Genomic DNA, 23,512 nt, shown 5'->3' with positions numbered 1-23,512 from the left:
TTAGTTGTGGAAAGAAATATCAGTTTATTACTAAGCCTTTGTTTTTGTGTCCTTTTTTCAGGATGCAAGAAGGAGGTATTATATCAGAATCAGGATTACAAGATCACCAAAACACAGGTGATACAAGGTGATTACAAGGGCAAAGCGTTAAGCCCAACGCATTTGCAGTCCAATTATCGGAGCAAATCAAATGCGAATTTTAGTTCTCTGTTGCAATTCAAATTCAGTATCAATGGCAAGGATAATGAGTTGGGCTATAATACAAATCATCAGGCTAATATTTATACGGATAAAAATGGTGAAGTTGTTTTAGATTTCATTTTTGGTGAGCAACGAAAACTGCCTGAGAATGAGAAAAAGGAACGCTTTCTCGAAGAAAATACCAGAGTGAAATTTAGCTTGGATATGAGTTCCGTTTTAAAGGCATTTTCCACTCAAGGCTTTTATGTAGATGTGCACGGTGAAAAAATCTATGAGTCGGATTTTAAAGGGGTTTTTATTGCAGGGAGTTCTTTTCCATTGAATTGGGATTTTGAAAATTTGGCATCCAATTCGAAAAGTGAGCTTAAAGACGCCGATGGTGATGGCGTTTTTGAATGTGAATTGGTTTTTAATACGTTTAATCCCGATGCTCATACCTCTAATGAATGGACTCTAGCTCATGATCTCTCTAGCTATCCTGAATTTAAATGCGGCAATGAACTTCTCAATGCCATTTATAACTTGTCGCTCGATGAGGTGATTCTGAGCATTGAATCTGATGGAACCTTTAGGACAGGAGAAAAATGGGCGGGCGTTTGGACTCGCGATATTAGTTATAGTGTGCTTTTAAGTTTGGCTCTGATTGAGCCTGAAATTGCGAGGGTTAGTCTGATGAAGAAAGTTAAAAACGATCGGATTATTCAGGATACGGGAACAGGGGGAGCATGGCCTGTTTCAAGCGACAGGGTTGTGTGGACATTGGCTGCTTGGGAGATTTATAAAAGTACCGGAGACAAAAAATGGCTTGCGAAGGCTCATCAGATCATCGAAAATTCGGTAAAGGATGATTTCAAGACTTTGGTTGATAAGAAAACGGGACTTATGAAGGGAGAATCATCTTTTTTAGATTGGCGAAAGCAAACCTATCCCTTGTGGATGGAACCGGCTGATATTGCTTCTTCTCTTAATTTGGGAACCAATGCTGTTTACTATCGGGTGTTAACCACCTTAGATAGTATGAGGAAGGATTTGGGTTTTGATGAGAAATGGACTGCTTCTGCTAAAACTGTAAAACAAGGAATTAACAAATGGATGTGGAGTGAGGACGAAAATTTTTACGGCCAATATTTGTACGGGCGTATGCATCAAAGTCTTTCTCCGCGTTCCGAAGCTCTGGGGGAGGCTTTCTGTATTCTTTTTGATGTAGCCAATGAAAAGCAAAAAGAGCAACTCCTCCAAAATGTACCTCTGTTGAGCTACGGAATACCATGCATTTATCCACAAATACCAAATATATCACCTTATCACAACAATGGGATATGGCCTTTTGTACAAGCCTTTTGGACATTGGCGGCTAAACAAGAGAAGCATAGCAGAATGGTAGAGTATGGTTTGGGGAGCATGCTTCGGCAAGCTGGGCTGTTTTTAACGAACAAGGAGAATATGGTTGCTGAAGATGGCGATTTTGCCGGCACTGTATTAAACTCCGACAGACAGTTGTGGAGTGTTGCGGGGCAACTGGCAATGACTTACCGTATTTTATTTGGTATGAACATGCATGCGGATAAGCTTACTTTTTCACCTCTTATTCCTGAATCTTTTGCAGGCACATACCATATGAATGGGCTTAAATATAGGGGAGCTGTGCTCAATATTTCTGTTGAAGGTTATGGTGATGGCATAGCATCTTTTAAAATGGACGGAGAAGAGAAATCTAATTTTGAGATAACCGCAGACAGTAAAGGTAATCATCGTATCGAAATTGTTTTGAATTCGAAAACCAGCGAAAAGACAGTGAACTTATTGAATAATGTCACTGCTCCGGAAACACCGGTCCTTGTATATGAAGAAAATCAATTGGAATGGACAAAATCGAAAAAAGCAGTTGAATACCAAATCCATAAGAATGGGAACCTATGGAAGACTCAAAAAGATAACAAAATATTGCTTTCTGATGATAAGGAGTTGAATGAGTATCAGGTATCAGCAATTGATGAAAATGAAGTCCCTTCCTTTTTAAGTAATCCCGTATATAGAGTTAACAGCGGAAATGAAATAACAATTCAATGCGAGCAAAAAACGAGCTCTGTTAATCAACAAGCTAATGGTTATCATGGCGATGGATATGTTTTGTTGGAAACGATTGAGAATACCAGTTTTAGTTTATCTCAGAATGTAAAGAAACGGGGTGAATATCAAATTAAGATTAGATACGCTAATGGAAGTGGCCCTATTAATACTGATAACAAATGTGCAATTCGAAGTTTATATGTGAACGGTCAGTTTATAACTTCTCTAGTATTTCCACAACGGGGAAAGGATGAATGGTCCAACTGGGGATATACACCTTATCAGTGCATATTTCTTAGGAAAGGCGAAAATAAATTTAGCTTGAAATTAGAGGCTTGGAATGAAAACATGAATGGTGAGGTTAATTCTTGTTTGATTGATGAAATAATACTTTTGCCTATGTAAGATTGTTCTATCGATAAGAAGTTAATTTGAAGTAGTATAAGTAGTTAAAGTTTTAGGCCTGATAGTCCAATAAATTAGGGCTGTCAGGTTTTCATATACTATCATTTTTAAACCCGATGCAACAATTAAAGCCAAATTATACTAAAAGCAAGAACTATATTATAATGAAAAGAAGTAAGCAGGTCCTTAATTATTAGTGATTTAGTTCTTCCTACTGTTATTTATTAATCAGAATAAATATTATTTGCAGATACAGGAAATGTAAGTTATTGTAAGCTAAAATATCATATAGTCACAGTTCAGATAAACCTAAAAATACAAATTCAACGAATTAAAAATAAACCTATTGCGTGCAGTATGTTATCTTTTGATATAATATAGTTTATTGAAATTTATTTTCACCAAATTCTTTGTATTAAAGTTAAGCAAATTGCACTAAAAAAACTAAAGTAGTTACATGTTATATTGAGGACTTTCCATTAAACATGCATAATAGTTTTCAGAGAAAAAATACATTATTTTTTTTTCTGAAATTTGGGCTTTAAATCTATTATTATTATTATTATCGTTTATACCGAAATAGAATTATCAGTTGTCTACACTATTTGTCCTTTTTTTTTGGATTTAAGTAATTTCGCCATAGCAGATCCGAACAATCCATAATAGATAAACTTATTACCGTAATTCTAAAATTAATCATCCAAACATTCTAGATTGGATTATTTTAAGAAATATTGACCTTAGAATTTGAAAATTACAATAGTAAGAAGTAGAGCTAACTACAGTGCGCTGGTGATTTGAAACTCCCTTCTTTCTGCTTAAAATGACACTCGCGTATATTCATTCTCATTACCTTCTGAAAGAATAGATATTTTCCACATTAACCAATGGTTTTAGCAAATTGCAATTAATAAAGCGAAAAAAAGGCAAGGAGAAATCTTAAATTATCATATGAGAATTATTGAGCAAATATGATGATGATTCTTTTTAAGAACTCGCAAGCCTGTATATTGATAATAATTTTAGCAATGCTTACTTAATTTAAAATGATTGGAAATGAGATGTAGAAAATTACTACCTATAGGGGTGATGTTACTAGTGACTTTAGCATCCTGCCAAATTGGGAGTCAGACAGAAAAACCTAATATAATTGTTATTCTTGCTGATGATGCAGGTTATGCAGATTTTGGATTTAATGGCTGTGAAGATTTAAAAACACCTAATATCGATAATTTGGCGCAACAGGGTGTCGTATTCTCCGATGCACATGTGTCGTCATCGGTATGTAGCCCATCAAGAGCAGGAATTATTACAGGAAGATATCAACAAAGGTATGGTCATGAATGTAATGAAGGAGATGGATTTACAGGATTGCCAAAGACAGAAATAAGTCTGGCAAAAAGATTAAAAACTCAAGGTTATAACACTGCAGCTTTTGGAAAATGGCATTTAGGATATGCGGAAGGATATCATCCTAACGACAGAGGCTTCGATTATTTTTATGGTTTTTTAGCAGGTGGAAGAAGTTATTTTCCCGATGAAAATAATGATAGACTTGGTGATACTCATGCGATATTGGAAAATAAAAAGCACGTTTTATTTGATGGGTACCTAACTGATGTCTTGGGGGTTAAAGCTTCTCAGTATATTGAGAAAAATGAAGGCCAACCATTTTTTATGTATCTGGCCTATAATGCAGTACATACTCCCATGCATGCTACAAAAGAAGATTTGGCATTATTCGAAGGCCATTCCAGACAAACGCTTGCTGCCATGACCTGGGCATTAGATCGTTCGGTAGGTAATGTAATTAAAACATTAAAAGACAAAAAAATGCTCGACAATACAGTTATCTTTTTCTTAAGTGATAATGGAGGTGCTCATAATAATCAGTCGTCGAACTATCCGTTAAACGGATTTAAGGGAAACGAATTTGAGGGGGGACATAGAGTGCCGTTTTTAGTGTATTGGAAGGATAAGTTGAAAGTAGGAAGTTATGATGGATTATCATCGTCGCTTGATATTGGTGCAACAGCATGTGCGTTAGCAGGAGTAAAGGGTGATTTTAATTTGCCTTTAGATGGAGTAAATCTAATGCCATATATTTCAGGTGAAAAATCGGAACCGCCTCACGATAAACTATTTTGGAGAAAAGATAAAATGGCAGCTGCTAGAGTAGGCGATTACAAGCTGGTAAGAGTGCAAGGTTTGAAAAGCACAGTTTATGATTTGGATACAGACTTAGGGGAAAAAGATAATTTGGCTATTGAAAAACCAGAACTAAAAGATCAATTAGAAAATGAACTTAAAAGCTGGGAAGAACAGATGATAAGTCCGCTTTGGACCGAAGGACATAGGTGGGATACGATTACTTATATGATTCATGAAGATTTAATGTTGAATCGTACGGTTAGAGTGAAGGATCCATCGCAATTGAAAGAATATAAGGCGATGGTAAAAAAATCTAAAATGGAAATGAAATGAGAAATTCACTATTACTATTACTATTAGTTTTTGTTTTTAGTGCCGCCTGCACGCAAAAGGCAAAGGTATTTACACCTGGAGAATTATGGTTGGATAATAATCAGGAGCACATTAATGCGCATGGAGGGGGAATACTATTTCATGAGGGAAGCTATTATTGGGTTGGAGAATACAAAGGGGAAGGGAAAACAGGAAATAAAGCTAAGGTTGGCGTTAGTATATACTCCTCGAAGGATTTAGTAAACTGGAAAAATGAAGGGATTGCCTTAACTGTTGTGGATAGTATCGGTCACGATATTGAAAAGGGATGCATCCTGGAACGACCAAAAATTATTTTTAATCAGAAAACAGAAAAGTTTGTAATTTGGTTCCATTTAGAGTTGAAGGACCAAGGCTATACAGCAGCTCGAACAGGTGTTGCTATAAGCGATAATATTACAGGACCTTATCAATTTATACGTTCCTACAGACCCAATGCAGGACTTTGGCCAATGAATTATCCAGATAGTTTAAAAGCAATTGTGTATGACGAAAGTGCCAAAGCCTGGAGTGAAAAGGACCGGGAAGACGTTCGTTTGGGAAAATATTTACATCGCGATTTTGAACAGGGGCAAATGTCAAGAGATATGAGTGTTTTTGTCGATGAGGATGGAAAAGCATATCACATACATGCATCTGAAAATAATCAAACCCTGCATATTTCAGAACTTACCGATGATTATACCGATTTTACAGGACGATATATTAGAGTATTATCCGGCGATTCGAATGAAGCTCCTGCAATTTGTAAAAGGAAAAATAAGTACTACATGATTTCATCGGGTTGCACTGGTTGGACGCCAAACCCAGGAAGATCAGCAGTTGCAGACTCGATGCTTGGAGAGTGGAAACCCTTAGGAAATCCATTTATAGGTGCCGATGCGAATACCTCTTTTCATTCTCAAAGTACTCACATTATAAAAGTGAATGGGGAAGAGGATAAGTATATTTATATGGGAGATAGGTGGAGACCTAAAAATGCTATTGATGGAAGATACATTTGGTTACCAATATCTTTTGAGAACGATTCATTAAAAGTGAATTGGAGTGATACCTGGAAACTTTAAACGATTGATGAAAATGAATTATAAAAATAAAATTGTGCTGGGAGTTATAGCGTTCACAACTCTTACTCTTGCAAAAAGTGTTCAGGCTCAAGATAGATCTGATAAACCAAATATTGTTGTCATCTATGTCGATGATTTGGGGTATGGAGATGTATCTTGTTATGGTGCGACCGATGTTCAGACTCCAAATGTTGATCGTTTGGCCGAAGGTGGAATTCGATTTACGGATGGGCATGCTGGTGCTGCAACTTGTACACCTTCCCGGTTTTCATTATTGACAGGAAGTTATGCATTTCGAAAAAATGCTGCAATTCTAGAGGGGGATGCTCCTGCATTAATTAAACCAGGAACACCTACTTTACCTGGAATGCTGCAGAAAAACGGATATAAAACAGCGGTGATTGGAAAATGGCATTTAGGATTAGGAGATGGTAATGTTGATTGGAATGGTGAAATTTCACCAGGGCCACTGGAAATTGGTTTCGATTACTCTTATTTAATTCCTGCAACAGGAGATCGTGTGCCATGTGTTCTGGTCGAAAATCATCATGTTGTCGATTTAGATCCAAATGATCCGATACAGGTTAGCTATAAAAGGAAAGTTGGTACGGATCCTACCGCAATAGAAAATCCTTCTTTAGTGAAGTATCCGGCAGATTATCAGCATGGTAAAACGATAGTGAATGGGGTAAGCCGAATTGGTTACATGACAGGAGGAAATTCGGCCCGCTGGAAAGATGAAACGATCCCTTACCAAATGTTAAGAAAGGCCAGAAACTTTATCGATGAAAGCAAGCAGCAACCGTTTTTTCTCTATTTTGCATTTCACGATATTCATGTGCCTCGTTTGCCGGATCTTCCATTTGAAGGTGCTACAGACATGGGGGTAAGAGGGGATGCGATTGTTCAAATGGATTACATTACCGGAGAATTGGTGAATTGTTTAAAGGATAAAGGGGTACTTGAAAACACCTTAATTATTTTTTCTTCGGATAACGGTCCCGTATTAAACGATGGTTATGAAGATCAGGCAGTAGCAAGAGTTGGTAATCATCAGCCATCAGGACCTTTTAGAGGAGGAAAGTATTCTTGTTTAGAAGGAGGGACAAGAGTTCCTATGATTGCTTATTGGCCCAAAAAAATACTCCCAGGACAAGTTAGCGATGCATTATTCAGTCATGTGGATTTATATGCATCTATTGCACAACTTCTGGATTATAAATTGAAAGAAAACGAGGCTCCGGATAGCCATTATAGCTTGGAAACGATCTTGGGAAAAGAGAAAGAAGGTCGGCAATTTTTGTTGGAAGAAGCCTATAGTTATTCGCTGCGATATGGAAAATGGAAGTATATTCAACCCGTTAAAAATGCAAATGCGAATGGCTGGATCAAGGACAATAAAGGAATTGATTCGGGCATTTCTGCAGTCCCTCAGCTTTTTAATTTAGAGGAGGATCCTAAAGAGGAAATAAATGTAGCAGATCAGAATAAAAAAATACTTAATCAGATACAAAAGGAACTTCAAAGTATTTTTACCAATGAAATTACCAGATAGAATATTAATAACAGATATAAATTGAAACTATGAAACGTCGAACGATTTTCAATTTCTTGTTGTGTGCACTAGCTATTGCAAGTGTGTCGTGTACGCCTAAGAATAAGTATGAGAATGTTCCATTCGAGGAGAAAACTCCTGCCGATTGGGAAAATCAACTTGTATTTCAAATTAATAAAGAAGAACCAAGAGCTTCGTTTATTCCTTACGCAAGCAAGGATCAAGCTTTGGCTGATAACCAATGGGAATCCACTTTTCTTCAATCGTTAAATGGAAAATGGAAGTTTAACCTTTCCATAAATCCATCGGAAAGACCATTTTATTTCTTTAAAGATGATTATGATACGAGTGATTGGACTGAAATTAAAGTTCCTTCCAATTGGGAGATAGAAGGATTTGATGTTCCAATTTATACCAATATGAAATATCCTCACGAAAAAACGCCTCCTACCATTCAAGATGATTACAATCCGGTTGGTTCCTACAAGAGAAGCTTTACAATTCCTTCGGACTGGAAAAATAAGGAAACATACATCCATTTTGGCGCTGTAAGCTCTGCATTTTATATCTGGGTAAACGAGAAAAAAGTGGGATATAGCGAAGACAGTAAAACGCCTGCAGAATTCGATATTACAAAATATTTGAAAGAGGGAGAAAATACCTTAGCTGTTGAGGTGTATCGCTGGAGTGATGCAAGTTATATGGAAGATCAGGATTTTTGGCGTTTAAGCGGAATGACTCGAGACGTATATCTATTGGCAAGAAACAAAACACACGTTCGTGATTTTGCAGTAATTGCAGATTTGAATGAAACCTACACGGATGGATTACTTAATTTGAAGGTGGAAGTAGCTAACCATAGTGCCGATAATGGAAGTAAGACCCTTATTGCTGAAGTTTTAGATCAGGGTAAAAAGGTTGTTGATCTCACTGTTGTGGATATGGTGAAAGCAAATTCTTCCACGACATTTTCTTTTGAAACAAAGCTGGATAAGGTTAAAAAATGGACTGCTGAAACGCCAAACCTTTATCAATTGGTGATTACTCTTCAAGGAGAAAATCAGGAGATATTGGAGGTAATTAAGCAAGATGTTGGTTTCCGTAAGGTGGAAATTAAGAACAGTCAGTTGCTTGTAAACGGCAAGCCGATTTATATTAAAGGGGTGAATCTTCACGAGCATAACGATAAAACGGGTCATGTAATGGACCGTGAAACAATGCTTTTGGATATTAAAACGATGAAAGAGCACAATTTGAATGCTGTTCGTACCTCGCACTATCCACAAGCTGAAGAGTGGTATAAACTATGTAATCAATATGGTTTGTATTTGGTTGATGAAGCTAATATTGAATCTCATGGTATGGGATACTATAAAGAATCATTGGCAAAAGACTCCACTTGGATGGGTGCCCATATTTATCGTACTAATAACATGTATCAACGCGATAAAAATCAAGCTTCAGTCCTAATTTGGTCTTTGGGGAATGAAGCAGGTAATGGAGTAAATTTCCTGGCAACCTATAAAATGTTAAAGGAATATGATTCAACACGTCCGGTACAATACGAGCAAGCACATGGAGGGGAAAATACAGATATCAATTGCCCAATGTACATGAGAATGAAGAATATGGAGACCTATGCTAAGGGAAACACAAATAAGCCATTGATTCTGTGTGAGTATGCACATGCCATGGGGAATAGTGTTGGTAATTTTCAGGATTATTGGGATTTAATTGAAAGTTATGACTGCTTGCAAGGTGGTTTTATTTGGGACTGGGTTGACCAGGGATTATTAACCAAGAATGAGCAAGGTGAAGATTATTGGGCCTATGGAGGTGATTTTGGACCAAAAGATGTGCCTTCGGATGGGAATTTTTGCTTGAATGGTTTGGTTGATCCTGATCGTGGTGTTAAACCTCATTTATTGGAAGTAAAGAAAGTGTACCAATATATTGGATTCAAAGCAATTGATTTGAAAAAAGGAAGCGTATCGATTCAAAACAAATATGCATTTATAAATCTTGATAAATTTAATTTTGTTTGGGAAGTATCTGGAGATGGTAAAGTTGTTGCGAATGGTTCATTTATATCAACTTTAGAGGCCGGAAAATCAGAAAAATTCGATTTGGATTATAAATTTGTTCCTGAAGCTGGTGTGGAGTATTTCTTGCAAATTAATGCAGTTCTAAAAGACAATTGGACCATTGTAGAATCGGGTATCGTTTTAGCAAGTGAACAATTTGAATTGCCGGTTTATATTCCCGTTCAAAAAATGGATGTGGCTAAATTAGCAGTAGTAAACCTGGTCGATGGCGAAACAAGTGTAAGTATCTCGGGAGATAAATTCTCTTTGATTTTCGATAAGGAAAAAGGGGAGCTACAAAGTTTCAAAACAGGAGAAACAGAGTTGTTTAAATCAGGTCCTGTTCCTAATTTTTGGAGAGCTCCAATCGATAATGATTTTGGAAATGGTTTGAATAAAAGAGCTGCGGTATGGAGGAAAGCTGGTCAGAATAGAAAAGTAAAGAACATTTTAGTGAACCAACTAGCGGATAATAAAGTTTCAATAATTGCTGACTTTATATTATTAGATGAAGAGAACGAGGAAATCGCTAACTATACATCTGAATATACTGTTTTTGGCTCTGGAGATGTTTTAGTGAATAATCATTTTAAAATGACCAAAGATAGTTTGCCTGAGATCATTAGAATGGGTATGAATTTAGAAATGCCTCGCTCTTTCGATCAAATGTCATGGTTAGGTCGTGGACCACAAGAATCTTATGCAGATCGGAAAACCAGTGCTTTTGTGGGTTTATATTCCGGTAGTGTAGCCGACCAATATTGGGCATATGTTCGTCCGCAGGAAAATGGAAATAAAACAGATGTTCGTTGGATGACAATTACAGATACTAATGGACTTGGTTTATTTGTAAGTGGAACTCAATTATTAGAAGTTAGTGCACATCACAATATCATGGAAGATTTTGAATCGCCTGAGCGCTCAGATGGTCGCCAAGTGGATGGTGTTCCTGTTGTTAATCGTCATACTACTGACGTAAAACCAAGGGATTTAACTTCCGTTAATATCGATTATCGACAAATGGGTGTTGGTGGCGATAATAGTTGGGGAGCTTTAACTCATGATGAGTACAGGCTAACTGCCAAAGAATATAATTATTCATTCAGAATTAGAGCGATTACAGCAACTGATAAAGCTTCTGATTTGTCGAAATTGCAGTTTTAATAGAACAAAAAAGCCAGGATATACGCATTGTATATCTTGGCTTTTTTGTTTTTAGATCAGTTAACTAATAAATTTGTAGAAATGAATTTAAAACTAATTCCTTTAATCACACTCGCAGTAACGATGTTTTCTGGTGTAGCTGCAAAGACAATAAGTTTAGAGAAACAGAAACCAAATATCATATACATTTTGGCGGATGATTTGGGGTATGGAGATTTAAGTTGTTATGGACAAACAAAATTCTCTACACCGAATATAGATAAAATGGCAAGGGAAGGAATGGTATTTACTCAACATTATGCTGGTTCAACGGTGTGTGCTCCCTCCCGATCTTGTTTAATGACCGGTTTGCATACCGGGCACACTCCAATTCGAGGAAATAAAGAAGTTAAGCCCGAAGGTCAGGTGCCGATCTCGAAAGAAACTGTGATTTTGCCTGAAATACTTAAAGAGTCTGGCTATGTAACTGGTGCATTTGGAAAGTGGGGCTTAGGTTATCCTGGTTCGGAAGGAGATCCAAACTATCAGGGTTTCGATGAATTTTATGGATACAATTGTCAGCGTTTAGCTCACAATTATTATCCAGATCATCTGTGGCACAATCAAGAGAAAGTTATTTTAGAAGGGAATCAAGGAAAAGACATGACTGAGTATGCTCCTGAACTGATTCATCAAGAGGCTATAAAATTCATTGTAAATAATCAGGATAAACCATTTTTTATGTATTATCCTAACGTAATTCCTCATGCTGAACTTTTAATTCCTGAGAAAAACTTAAAGGAATATAGAGGGAAGCTTCAACCAGAAAAAATTTACGAAGGAGCCAGGTCAGGTGATAAAGGATTTAGAGAAGGTGAGTATGGATATCAGGAAGAAACTCATGCAGCATTTGCAGCAATGATAAAACTGTTAGATGATCAGGTTGGTGATATATTGAATAAATTAAAGGAGTTAGGAATAGATAAAAATACAATAGTTGTATTTTCTTCGGATAATGGTCCACATCAAGAAGGTGGAGCTGACCCTGATTATTTTAATAGTAATGGCATTTATCGTGGCTACAAAAGAGATTTATACGAAGGGGGAATATTAGAACCAATGATTGTTTGGTATCCAGGAAAAATAAAGTCAGGTTCAAAAACAAATCATGTATCTGCTTTTTGGGATGTATTGCCAACATTTGCAGAAATTGCAAATTCGAACTGTCCTAAGGAAATGGATGGAATCTCTTTTCTACCCACTTTGTTAGGAGAAGGAGAACAGAAACAACATGAATCGTTGTACTGGGAATTTCATGAAAAAGGAGGAAGACAAGCGATAAGAAAGGGGAATTGGAAATTGGTTCGTTATAATGTTTTCATGCCATCTAAAACGACTACAGAATTGTATGATTTATCGATAGATCCAAGCGAAACGAATAACTTGGCAAATGATAATCCGGAATTTGTTAAAGAGTTAATGAAGAGGATGAGTGCTTCTAGATTTGAATCTGATTTATTCAAATTTGGAAACAATTAAAGCCATGTAAGTCAAATATTTGTGATTAAACTAATTAAGGTAGATGTTAAGAAGGATTTGGACGTTTGGCTAAAAGAGGAGAAAGCACAAATGTCACTACCCAATCCTGATTATTGAGCTTGATTTTAATAAAGCTCTTTTTCTTTACTTATGGCAATAAAAAGAGTGATAATAAAATGGGGAAAACACAATAGGTATTATTTCTTGTTAAGAAGAGGAAATAGTCCATTTATTTCATATTGGAAACCGTCTTTAAATTTAGAGATTGAATTAGAATGAGTCATTATATGCAGATTTTGCGATGTTTTTTCATCGAAACTTGTTACATTTCGAAGTATATCAGATGATGATTTTGCTATAAATTGATACTCTCAAATAAATGGTAGTTGCCTAATAACTGCCCAGAAATTGGAAAGAATGAAAAACTATCTGTTGATAATATTTGTTTTTGTAACCTCTTTGCTTAATGCTCAAAAGCAAGTTGTGAGCTATCTTACTGTAGAAGATGGTTTAACACAGAATGAAATTACCGGAATTGTGCACGATACCAAAGGATTTATGTGGTTTGCGACACGAGGGGGGTTAAATCGTTACGATGGCTATGAGTTCGTGCAGTTTAAACGTAAATCAGGCGATACCAATAGTCTTTCCAATCCTTCAATTGAATGTCTTTATGAGGATAGTCACGATCGCTTATGGATTGGGACAAAGTCTGGGGGTGTCGATCTTTATAACCCTAAAGCAGGTTTATTCAGGCACTTTCGAAATGAGAGCAATTCCAACGAAATGATTGGGGACAATAGAATCATATCAATCAACGAACAAAAAAATGGCAACATGTGGTTTGGTGGCTGGTCGGGAGGTTTGACTATCTGGAATGAGGAAAGCAATACGTTTGAATATCACCTTAAAAATCATAGGGTCTCGGCCATTAAAGAAGATGCAAATGGGAATATTTGGATTGGAACGAATAAAGGGATTTATGCTTATGACTCAAATAATAAAACCTTTACACGATCAAATTTTAAAGATGCCAGCTTATATGATGTGAATGACTTGGTGATTGATTCTAAAAGAAATATCCTATGGGTAACAGCTTGGAATAAAAAAGGTTTGATAGGGTTTGATCTTGAAACGGGAGAGTCTGTTAGCTATATGCCGAAATGTTCTTCAGAACCAAATAAAGTGTATAATAGTAATTCATACTCCCTACTCTTAGATTCAAAAGGTGAGATATATATGGGAACTTGGGGCGGGGGATTATATCGTTTTAATCTTGAAAGCAAACACTTTTCAAAAGTTAATATTAAACCTGGAAATCTTGGGGAATTAAATACTGATTACGATATTATACTTAAAATTATTGAAGATAAAAGTGGAGCTATTTGGATCGGGACTGATGGTGGTGGTGTATGTCGAATAGGAAATCAGTTACCTTTTCAAGGAGTTGCTGTCAATGATGATAATCAGTCAGGAATAAAGAATTTCCATGTATTGACACTTATTGAAGATAAAGATTCAAACGTTTGGCTTGGTACAAAAGGAGGAGGTTTATATTATTCCGAAGATCGCAAGCATTTTATAGGGATTAATAATTTGAGAGGTGATGCCATTACACCTGATTTTAAGGTTGTTAAATGTATCTATGAAACTTTGGATGGTACCAAATGGGTGGGAACTGATTATGGCCTACACCAATTGGTTTTTCAAAAAGGGAAATACTACTTAAAGAATCAAATTGCCACAAAGAAAAAACAAATTAGAAAAATACAATCACTTTTCGAGAAGGATGGCGTTTTATTTCTTGGAACGCAACAGCATGGCTTTTGGTTGGGGAAACAAATAAATACACCCGAAGAGAATTGGAAACAATTTGTTCCTGCGAATGACTCTATTCTTCGAAACGAAAGAATTTCATTGATTCAGTCTGATAATCAAAATAGAATATGGGTTGGTTCTTATAAGGGGATCTATTTTTTTGATGATAAGAAGGAAACGTTTGCAGGTCTAAGCTTCGCACAAAATCAAAAATTAACCAGTGATATTATTTTGTCCTGGTGCCAACTAAACGATAGTACTTTTTTTATAGGAACTCCCAGCGGATTGAATTTGTTAACAGAAACGAAATCGGGAGAATTTCGAATTGAGCATTTTTATCAGGAAGATGGTCTGCCCGATGATTATATTCATGCTTTAGTTACTGATAATGAAAAAAAACTATGGATAAGTACCAATAGCGGCGTAGCTCGTTTTAATCCCAAGAACAGAAGTTTTAATAATTACGATAAAAGTGACGGCTTGCAAGGGCGAAGTTTTTCTGAAGGCTGTGTATATAAAAATGCGACTGGCGAAATTTATTTCGGAGGGGCGAGTGGATTTAACTATTTTCAACCCAATAAAATTAGGGATAATCAAAAGCTTCCTAAGCCTGCTATTATTGGTTTTAGTATGCACAATAAAAAGGTAAGCATTGGAGAAGAGTTGCACGGAAGGGTGATTTTGGAAGAGGATATTAGTCACACACAGAAATTAGAATTAACGCATCGAGAGAGGGAGTTTACGCTTACTTTTTCAGCTTTAGGCTTCGATGCGCCGGAACGGAATAATTATGCCTACCGTCTTTTAAATTACGATGATCATTGGAATTATTCTGGAACAAACAGAACAGTGACTTATAATCAGTTGCGGGCAGGTAAATATATTTTTGAGATGAAAGCTTCCAACAATCATAGCGTTTGGAATGAAGAGCCTGTGCGTCTTCATATAAAAGTTATTCCAGCACCGTGGAAATCATGGTGGGCTATAATGATATATATATTTATTGCACTAGGATTGGTAGCTCTTATTCGTTGGGTAGCAGTTCGTCAAAGTCGCTTGGCCCATAGTCTCGAATTGGAAAGTGTAAAGGTAGAACAGGCACAGGAAATTAATGAAATGAAACTACGGTTCTTTACCAATATTTCACATGAATTTAGAACGCCTTTAACTCTAATTTTAGCACCAGCAACAGAACTGTTATCTGTAGACAATATATCACTTGCAAGTAAGAATAAATTGCGACTTATTGAGCAGAATTCCAGGCGTTTGCTGAGATTGGTTGGTCAGTTGCTTGATTTTAGAAAAGCAGAGACGGGCAAAATGGAAATAAGTGTGTCTAAATTGGATCTAGTTAAATTTTTAAAACAGGAAATTAAAGGATTTCAGGGCTTAGCTGAAAACAATCAGATTAAACTTTCTTTTCACTCAGATGCCAATCAAATGATATTATGGTTTGACATCGAAAAAATGAGTATTGTGATGAATAACTTGTTGGCCAATGCCTTTAAGTATGTCTCTCAAAATGGAGAAATATCCGTCAAGTTAATCAAGCAGGAAAAGAGTGTCAAAATTGCAGTTAGGGATAACGGCAAAGGGATTCCCCAATCAGAACTTAATCGCATATTCGATAGATTTTATCAGGTTGATAGTTCTTTAAACAGATCTGTAGGAGGTTCCGGTATTGGCCTGGCTATTACAAAAAAAATTGTAGAGCTTCATCATGGAAGTATTATGGTTGAGAGTATTAGAGATGTTGAAACAGTTTTCTCTATTGATCTCTTATTAGGAAAAGAACATTTCTCAGAAGATCAAGTTACTCAGGATTTTGTAGTCGAAGTCCCTTGTGATGATTTTATTAAAATGGAGCAGGGAATTCAAAGTGTCAGGCGAGAGATTGCAAAAACAACAAAAGAAAAATGCACTATCTTGATTGTTGAAGATCAGGAAGATATTAATAATTATATCACAGACCTTTTTCAGGAGGAATATAATGTGATACAAAAATTTGACGGTATTGAAGGTTATGCAAATTGCATGCAGACCTTACCTGATTTGATTATTTCGGATGTGATGATGCCGGGGATGGATGGGTTTGAATTTTGCGAAAAAGTGAAAAAACAGGAGCGTACGGCTCACATCCCAGTGATATTATTAACTGCAAAAACTGCCGATCAGTTTAAGATTAAGGGGATTACTACTGGTGCCGATGCATATATTACCAAACCCTTTAATACACAGGAATTATTAGTTCAGGTACAGACTTTACTTAAATGTAGAAAAATACTCAAAAACACTTTCAGTAAAAAGGTAATTTTGAAACCTACGGATATTGAGATTTCTTCTTATGAAGAAGAGTTCCTAAATCAGGCGGTTAAAATTGTGGAAGATCATATGGATGATCATGATTTTAATGCCGAAGTTCTTGCTTCATCTCTAAATATGAGTACTTCAACTTTGTATCGTAAACTAAAACTCTTATCATCTATGTCGACAAATGTTTTTATCAGATCGATTCGATTAAAAAGAGCAACTCAATTATTAGCTGATCCACATAAAACGATTGCGGAAATTTCAGTTCAGGTTGGAATAGCTGACTTGAAATATTTCCGGAAATGTTTTCGAGACATGTACGGAAGCTCCCCGTCAGAATACAGACAAGGTGTTGATAGCTAGTCCGTAATCCGTGTGTTGTGAAGGTTTAACCCTACCATGATGCAATAAATGCCCCTGCAATAAATGCTTGATTTACCCCTTTTTTTTGCCGTAATAGATTCTGAAAATGGAATGTTTTCGGCCAACTTGCCAATAGAAATTATTTGTAAGTGAAATGAGGAAATCAAATTTTTTGAAAGGACAGAAAAGCAAATCAAGGAGTCTTAAAGTATTAAACTTTGTGGCTATTGTCCTACTTGTTGCTATTCTGTGTGTAATATTTATTGCTATTTTAATCTAATTACTAGTTATGAAAAGAATTATGCAAAAACTTAGTCTTCTTATCGTGATGCTGTTATTAATTGGTGGGTCAGTGAATGCTCAACAATTAACAGTTATCGGTAGGGTTACGGATCAATCCGGTTTGAGTATCCCCGGAGTAAACATTGTGGTGAAAGGCACCACTAATGGCACAGTTACCGATATAGACGGTAATTATTCCATTAATGTAGAAAGCAAGGATGTTTTGCTATTTAGCTTCATCGGTTTTACCAATCAGGAATTTATTGTAGGAAGCAAGTCTACTATAGATGCAGTGATGGTTGAAGAATCAATTGGAATGAATGAAGTTGTGGTTGTTGGATACGGCACTCAAAAGAAGGCCAATCTAACGGGTGCTGTCTCGTCAGTTGATTTTGGTAATCTTGAAACTCGACCGGCAGCTAACACAGCAACATTATTGCAAGGACAAATGAGCGGTGTGACCGTGAGCAATTTTAGTAATCAACCTGGAGAAGATAATCCACAGATTCGTATTCGTGGTATTGGTACTTTGAATGCAGGGCAGGAGCCATTGGTAATTGTTGATGGTATTGAATCTTCATTAAGTCAAATACCAGCGGCTGATATTGAAAGTCTCTCTGTTTTAAAGGATGCGGCTTCAGCTGCGATCTATGGAGTTCGTGCTGCAAATGGTGTTATTGTTGTTACTACTAAACAAGGAAAAAGCGGAAAACCAAAAGTAAGCCTACGTCAATCTTTTGCATGGCAACAGGCGATTGTTGAGCCAAGCTTTGTTGATTCATGGGATTTTGCTACACTCCAGAATCTCGATCTAACTGAACAAGGACAGGATGCGCTTTATACTGAAGAACAAATTCAGACGATGAGAGATGGTGCAGATCCTGATCGTTGGGCCAATACAAATTGGTTTAACGAAATGTACAGAACTGCACCAATGAATACAACCTATTTATCGGTAAGCGGTTCAAAGGAAAATGTTCATTACATGTTTTCAGGGGAATATCTTGATCAGGAGGGAATAATGATTAAGACAGGTCAGAAAAGATATAATTTCCGATCAAATATAAGTGTAGATATTTCTGATAGAGTGACGATTGGTATCAATCTCTCTGGAAATAAAAGAGATATAGAAGCAACCCTAAATAGTGCAAGTTCCTCTAATAATGGGGATGATGATTTGAATTATATTATTCGTCGATTTGCAAATCCAACTATTCCGGTTAAGTATACCGATGGGAATTGGGGACAAGTAAATGGGTTATATTATTTACCTGGAAGTACTGTTGGAGGAATTAAGAATCCTGTAGAATTTGCTAACAGAGGAGAGAATACTACAGAAAAGTACAACTTCACAGGAAAGTTATTTGCTGATGTTGAGGTTCTGAAAAATCTGCATTTTAAGCCAAATTTTTCATATGTGTATAATTCATCTTTACTTTCTAAATTTACGCCAACCTACGAAACCTACGATCTTGAAGGAAATGTTATTAATGAGAATGTGCATAATAAGCTAATCAACAACAATCAAACAACAAAAAGATATCAGTTTGAGAACCTGCTAACTTATAATGTAACTCTTAATGAAAAACATAAGATTGGTGTGTTAGCAGGACAATCAGCACAATTATACCGTCTCGATTTCTTCGAAGCATCAGTAGAAGATTTTCCTAATAATAATATTCATGAATTGAGTGGAGGGATTAATAATAAAGATGTAACAGGAAATGCAAGAGAGTTGGCATTGAACTCTTTCTTTGGAAGGGTTAATTACAACTTTGCAGATAAATACCTTATTGAAGCGAATTACCGTTATGATGGAACTTCGCGGATGAGTTCAGACAATCGCTGGGGAGGATTCCCATCTGTTTCTGCAGGTTGGGTTGCAAGTAATGAGAATTTTTTATCTGATTTTGGGCCTGTTTCTTTCTTAAAAGTAAGGGGAAGTTGGGGACAATTAGGTAATGAAAATATTGGAGGTAGCAATTTTTATCCGTATGCACAAACAATTGCAACAGGCCAAAACTACTTATGGGGAAATGATATTGCTCCTGGTGTTTCTGTTACTAGTTTGGCAAATTCAAATCTTACATGGGAAACAACAACAATTACTGATATTGGAGTAGACCTAAACTTGTTCAATAATAAAGTACAAATTGTTGCGGACTGGTTTGACAAAACTAGTTCGGATATACTAATTCGTTTGCCCATTCCATCAACATTAGGTAATGTATCTGCTCCTTTCCAAAATATTGGAGAAGTGAAAAATACGGGTTGGGAAATTGACGTGAAAATGAATCAAACATTTGGAGACTTTAATGTGTTTGGAGGTTTTAACTTAACCCACGTTAAGAACGAAGTAACTAATTATGGTGGATTAGAATCCATTAATAATAATTCTATCACGAAAAAAGGTGAAGCAATTTCATCGTATTATGCATTTATTGCAGATGGATACTATCAGTCGCAGGAGGAGTTGAATAATGCACCTACACAATTTGGAAAGCCATTGCGCCTTGGGGATGTAAAATATCGCGATATTAGTGGACCCGATGGAATACCTGATGGTAAAATCTCTGATGATTACGATCGTACTATTATCGGGAACCAGTTCCCTAAACTACAATATTCGTTCAATCTTGGTGCTAGCTATAAAGGATTTGACGTATACGCATTTTTCCAAGGAATTTCAGGAATAGATCGTTACTATTGGTATAATACTGAAACCAGTGGAACTTTTACCGAAGTAGCTAAGGATTACTGGACAGAAGATAATCGTAACGCTCCAACTCCTAGATGGGGTAATCTTGGTAATAATACAAAATACTCGACATTTTGGTTAAAAGATGCTTCCTATTTACGTTTGAAAAATCTTGAAATTGGTTACACGATACCATCAGAACTGACTAAAAAAGTGCATATTGAGAATGCTCGTATCTATTTCTCAGGTATTAATTTATGGACAAAGACTGATGTGGAAGATTATGATCCAGAGAAACTTACCGGTGATGATCGTAACAGGGATTATCCACAATCCAAAATTTATTCTATGGGTGTAAATATCACTTTCTAATCAAAAAAATGAAAATATCATGAACAGAATATATTTAATATTATTTTTAGTGACGATTTTTTTGGCTGGATGTTCGGAGGAGTATCTAGACCGAAATTCGTTAACCGAATTGGCAGATGAAAATTTTTGGACCACTCAGGCAGATGCAGAAATGGCATTAGCGGGATGTTATTCAAATTTACAGAGTGCAAATATTTATGATTCCGACCCGTGGGCGGGAGGTACTGTCCGATGGGATTATATGTCAGACGACGGTTGGATACGTTGGAGCTGGATGCAGGGAGGAGCAATGTCTCGAGGAGAGCATTCAACAAACGATGGACTTACTACAAATTTTTGGAAGAGCTGCTATCAATCAATTGTAAGGTGCAATCGTGTAATTGAGACAGTTCCTACATTAGGAGCAGATGTTATTTCTGAAACTACTGAAAAGCAGATTATTGCCGAAGCTAAATTTGTCAGAGCATTGGTTTATAATCTGATGAGCATGACTTTTGAAAATGCACCATTAATTACTAAGCTTCAAACTGTCGAAGAGGCAGAAACTCCTGTTTCTCAGAAATCCGAAATTGTCGATTTTATCTTAACGGATTTGGAGGATTGTGTGGAGGATCTGCCAATGCCAGGAGAAGCAGAATGGGGTAGAGCAACCAAAGGAGCAGGTTATGCATTGCTTGCAAGAATTAATTTGTATAATGAGAACTGGACGCAGGCTGCAAGCTGGTCTCAAAAAGTAATCGACCTTGGGTATTCTTTGTATCCTGATTTTCAAGGTCTTTTTCAAAATGCCAACGAAATAAATGATGAGGTGATATTCCCTGTTCGTTTCATGAGAGGGCCAGACGAAGACGGTGCTAATTTTGCCGGATATTGGGGAACTGCTGTGAAAAATTACGAGGAAGTGTTACCTAATCTTGCTAATGATTATTTTTGTACAGATGGAAAAATAATTTCTGAATCGGCTCTTTATAACACCGATATGCCATCTGAGAACAGAGACCCACGTTTTGATGCTTCTATTCTAAGTAAAAATGCAATATGGAGAGGAACTCCTCTTAATACCTTCTCAAAAACCACAACAGGTTACGCACAGCGTAAATACATGGAGGAAGAGAATAGTGAGAATCATTTTGATGCAGAAGAAGATTTCTATGTATTCCGATTGGGCGAGGTTCTGTTAATGAAAGCTGAAGCTCTTGCCGAAAGTGGAACTGCACCAACTGAAGTATTTGCTTTAATTAATCAGTTGCGTGATCGAGAAAGTGTACAAATGCCACACGTTGATCAAACTGAAGTAGATAATTATTTTGGTGGTAGTTTAGTCGATATGGTTCGACATGAACGTAGAATTGAGACTGCATTTGAGGGACTTCGTTATTTAGATCTAAAAAGATGGGGTATCTTAAAAGAACGTGCGATTGATTATTATATGACATACGAAAGACCAAATAATGGAAAATTAAGCGACAGATACTGGTTGGGACCACAACAACTAATCTGGCCAATTCCTCAGTCCGAAATTGATGTCAATCCTTCATTAGTGCAACATTTGGTTTGGCAATAATATACTTTGAATAAGATTGTTTGATAAATAGTTCCGGAGGTATATCATCTACCTCCGGAATAAATTTTCAACCATATTTTTATACCTGTTTCTATTTCTTCAAGAATAAAAATACACAGTAAAACTATTGTACACTTCGAAAATACATTGTCGATGTTCTTTTGAAAAATATCAGGTAGCGTAATTATTCTTAAGTTGAGTAGTATGGTAAGTTTGATAAATCTTTCTGAATAAAAACATTAAAGAGGCAATCGATTTTTTTAAAAAATAATAATTAAATCTGCTAATTTATCTCACTAGCATTAAATAGAAAATGCTATGATTAACGATTTGAAATAGAAAGAACCCGAAGGAACATCAGATTTGTAAATGTTATCACTTGATATGGATAATGTGGAGATAAAGAAAAAGACATATAAAAGAACAGAAGATTGATCGAATGGAAAGTTGTCAGATCTATCGAAATAAAAGTATAACTATAATGGGTGTAGGTAAAATAGGATTGGTTTTGGGATTGATTTTCACATTATTTTCGTGTTCGGAAGTGGAACAAGCCAAAATTCAACCAGGAGAAATCTTTAAGGATATTGATGGAAATCCAATAAATGCCCATGGAGGTGGAATTTTACTTCATGAAGGCACCTACTATTGGTATGGGGAAATGAAGCAAGGTGAAACTTGGCGCGTTCCCTATTTAGATTGGGAATGCTACCGATGTAATGCTGGCGGTGTAAACTGCTATTCTTCTCAAGATTTGGTAAACTGGAAGCACGAAGGCGTGGCATTAGCAGCGGCGAAAATTGATTTGACTCACGATCTGCACACGTCCAAAGTAATTGAAAGGCCCAAAGTCATCTATAACGATAAAACACAGAAGTTTGTTATGTGGATGCACATCGACTCCGAAGATTATCAGTGTGCCAGAGCTGGCGTTGCAATTAGTGATACACCTCAGGGGCCATTTACATACTTAAAAAGCATGCGTCCAAACGCCTCTATGAGTAGGGATATGACTTTGTTTAAAGATAATGATGGAAAAGCTTATCATTTTTATTCTTCAGAGAATAATAAAACTATGCATGTTAGTTTGTTAAACGATGAATATACAGCACCATCAGGAAAATACAAACGGATTTTAGAAATGGAATCCCGTGAGGCTCCAGCAGTTTGGAAGCACAAGGGGCAATATTATATGATTTCATCCGGCTGTACAGGTTGGTCGCCAAACCCTGCACAAATTTCTATTTGCGATTCTGTGATGGGGGATTGGAAAACGGTATATGATCCTTGCGAAGGTTTGGATGCAGATAAAACATTTACCTCACAAAGCACTTACGTACTGCCCAATCCAAATAGAAAAGGTGAGTATATCTATATGGGAGATAGATGGAATAAAACCAATTTGGAAGATTCACGCTATGTGTGGTTACCTATGACTTTTGAAAAGGGGAAAGCAAAAATCACATGGCACAAGGAGTGGAATGTTAATTAAAAGATGATTGAAATTAACAACAAAGT

The 23,512-nt window shown here is 36.4% G+C and carries 10 protein-coding genes; all 10 read left to right on the top strand.

Annotated elements, in window-relative coordinates; genetic code table 11:
• Positions 1-6: 6 nt before the first annotated feature.
• On the top strand, positions 7-2,676 hold the full coding sequence (locus tag ALGA_RS21045; RefSeq protein WP_096432682.1) for an alpha-L-rhamnosidase-related protein: 2,670 nt from the start codon (positions 7-9) through the stop codon (positions 2,674-2,676).
• Positions 2,677-3,732: 1,056 nt separating this feature from the next.
• Positions 3,733-5,160: a sulfatase-like hydrolase/transferase gene (locus ALGA_RS21040; RefSeq protein ID WP_096432680.1), complete on the top strand. Its 1,428-nt coding sequence runs from the start codon at positions 3,733-3,735 to the stop codon at positions 5,158-5,160.
• Complete coding sequence (locus tag ALGA_RS21035) at positions 5,157-6,266, top strand: glycoside hydrolase family 43 protein (protein ID WP_096432678.1); 1,110 nt, start codon at positions 5,157-5,159, stop codon at positions 6,264-6,266. The genes ALGA_RS21040 and ALGA_RS21035 overlap by 4 nt, the downstream gene beginning before the upstream one ends.
• Before the next feature lie 13 nt (positions 6,267-6,279).
• Positions 6,280-7,821 carry a sulfatase family protein gene (locus ALGA_RS21030; RefSeq protein ID WP_096433805.1) on the top strand — a complete coding sequence of 514 codons (1,542 nt, stop codon included), beginning with the start codon at positions 6,280-6,282 and terminating at the stop codon, positions 7,819-7,821.
• Between the two features lie 29 nt (positions 7,822-7,850).
• Entirely contained in the window at positions 7,851-11,069 is a 3,219-nt protein-coding gene (locus ALGA_RS21025) for a glycoside hydrolase family 2 TIM barrel-domain containing protein (RefSeq protein WP_096432676.1), read from the top strand.
• An 81-nt stretch (positions 11,070-11,150) separates the two neighbouring features.
• Complete coding sequence (locus ALGA_RS21020; RefSeq protein WP_096432674.1) at positions 11,151-12,587, top strand: arylsulfatase; 1,437 nt, start codon at positions 11,151-11,153, stop codon at positions 12,585-12,587.
• A 417-nt stretch (positions 12,588-13,004) separates the two neighbouring features.
• On the top strand, positions 13,005-17,078 hold the full coding sequence (locus tag ALGA_RS21015) for a hybrid sensor histidine kinase/response regulator transcription factor (protein ID WP_096432672.1): 4,074 nt from the start codon (positions 13,005-13,007) through the stop codon (positions 17,076-17,078).
• A gap of 289 nt (positions 17,079-17,367) precedes the next feature.
• Positions 17,368-20,430: a SusC/RagA family TonB-linked outer membrane protein gene (locus ALGA_RS21010; protein WP_096432670.1), complete on the top strand. Its 3,063-nt coding sequence runs from the start codon at positions 17,368-17,370 to the stop codon at positions 20,428-20,430.
• Between the two features lie 19 nt (positions 20,431-20,449).
• Positions 20,450-21,994 (top strand): RagB/SusD family nutrient uptake outer membrane protein, encoded by a 1,545-nt coding sequence (locus tag ALGA_RS21005; RefSeq protein ID WP_096432668.1) that lies wholly within the window; start codon positions 20,450-20,452, stop codon positions 21,992-21,994.
• Between the two features lie 481 nt (positions 21,995-22,475).
• Positions 22,476-23,486, top strand: a complete 1,011-nt coding sequence (locus ALGA_RS21000) for a glycoside hydrolase family 43 protein (RefSeq protein ID WP_096432666.1) — start codon at positions 22,476-22,478, stop codon at positions 23,484-23,486.
• The last annotated feature ends 26 nt before the right edge of the window (positions 23,487-23,512 follow it).

This window comes from Labilibaculum antarcticum (assembly GCF_002356295.1).
In the GTDB taxonomy this organism is placed as follows: Bacteria; Bacteroidota; Bacteroidia; order Bacteroidales; family Marinifilaceae; genus Labilibaculum; species Labilibaculum antarcticum.
The sequence above is the reverse complement of the archived record's forward strand: the minus strand, read 5'-3'. Positions and strand labels throughout refer to the sequence as shown.

Excerpts from the sequence above, each read along its gene's own strand:
- ALGA_RS21040 (WP_096432680.1), top strand. The coding sequence starts at position 3,733 with ATGAGATGTAGAAAATTACTACCTATAGGGGTGATGTTACTAGTGACT.
- ALGA_RS21035 (WP_096432678.1), top strand. The coding sequence starts at position 5,157 with ATGAGAAATTCACTATTACTATTACTATTAGTTTTTGTTTTTAGTGCC.
- ALGA_RS21030 (WP_096433805.1), top strand. The coding sequence starts at position 6,280 with ATGAATTATAAAAATAAAATTGTGCTGGGAGTTATAGCGTTCACAACT.
- ALGA_RS21025 (WP_096432676.1), top strand. The coding sequence starts at position 7,851 with ATGAAACGTCGAACGATTTTCAATTTCTTGTTGTGTGCACTAGCTATT.
- ALGA_RS21020 (WP_096432674.1), top strand. The coding sequence starts at position 11,151 with ATGAATTTAAAACTAATTCCTTTAATCACACTCGCAGTAACGATGTTT.
- ALGA_RS21015 (WP_096432672.1), top strand. The coding sequence starts at position 13,005 with ATGAAAAACTATCTGTTGATAATATTTGTTTTTGTAACCTCTTTGCTT.
- ALGA_RS21010 (WP_096432670.1), top strand. The coding sequence starts at position 17,368 with ATGAAAAGAATTATGCAAAAACTTAGTCTTCTTATCGTGATGCTGTTA.
- ALGA_RS21005 (WP_096432668.1), top strand. The coding sequence starts at position 20,450 with ATGAACAGAATATATTTAATATTATTTTTAGTGACGATTTTTTTGGCT.
- ALGA_RS21000 (WP_096432666.1), top strand. The coding sequence starts at position 22,476 with ATGGGTGTAGGTAAAATAGGATTGGTTTTGGGATTGATTTTCACATTA.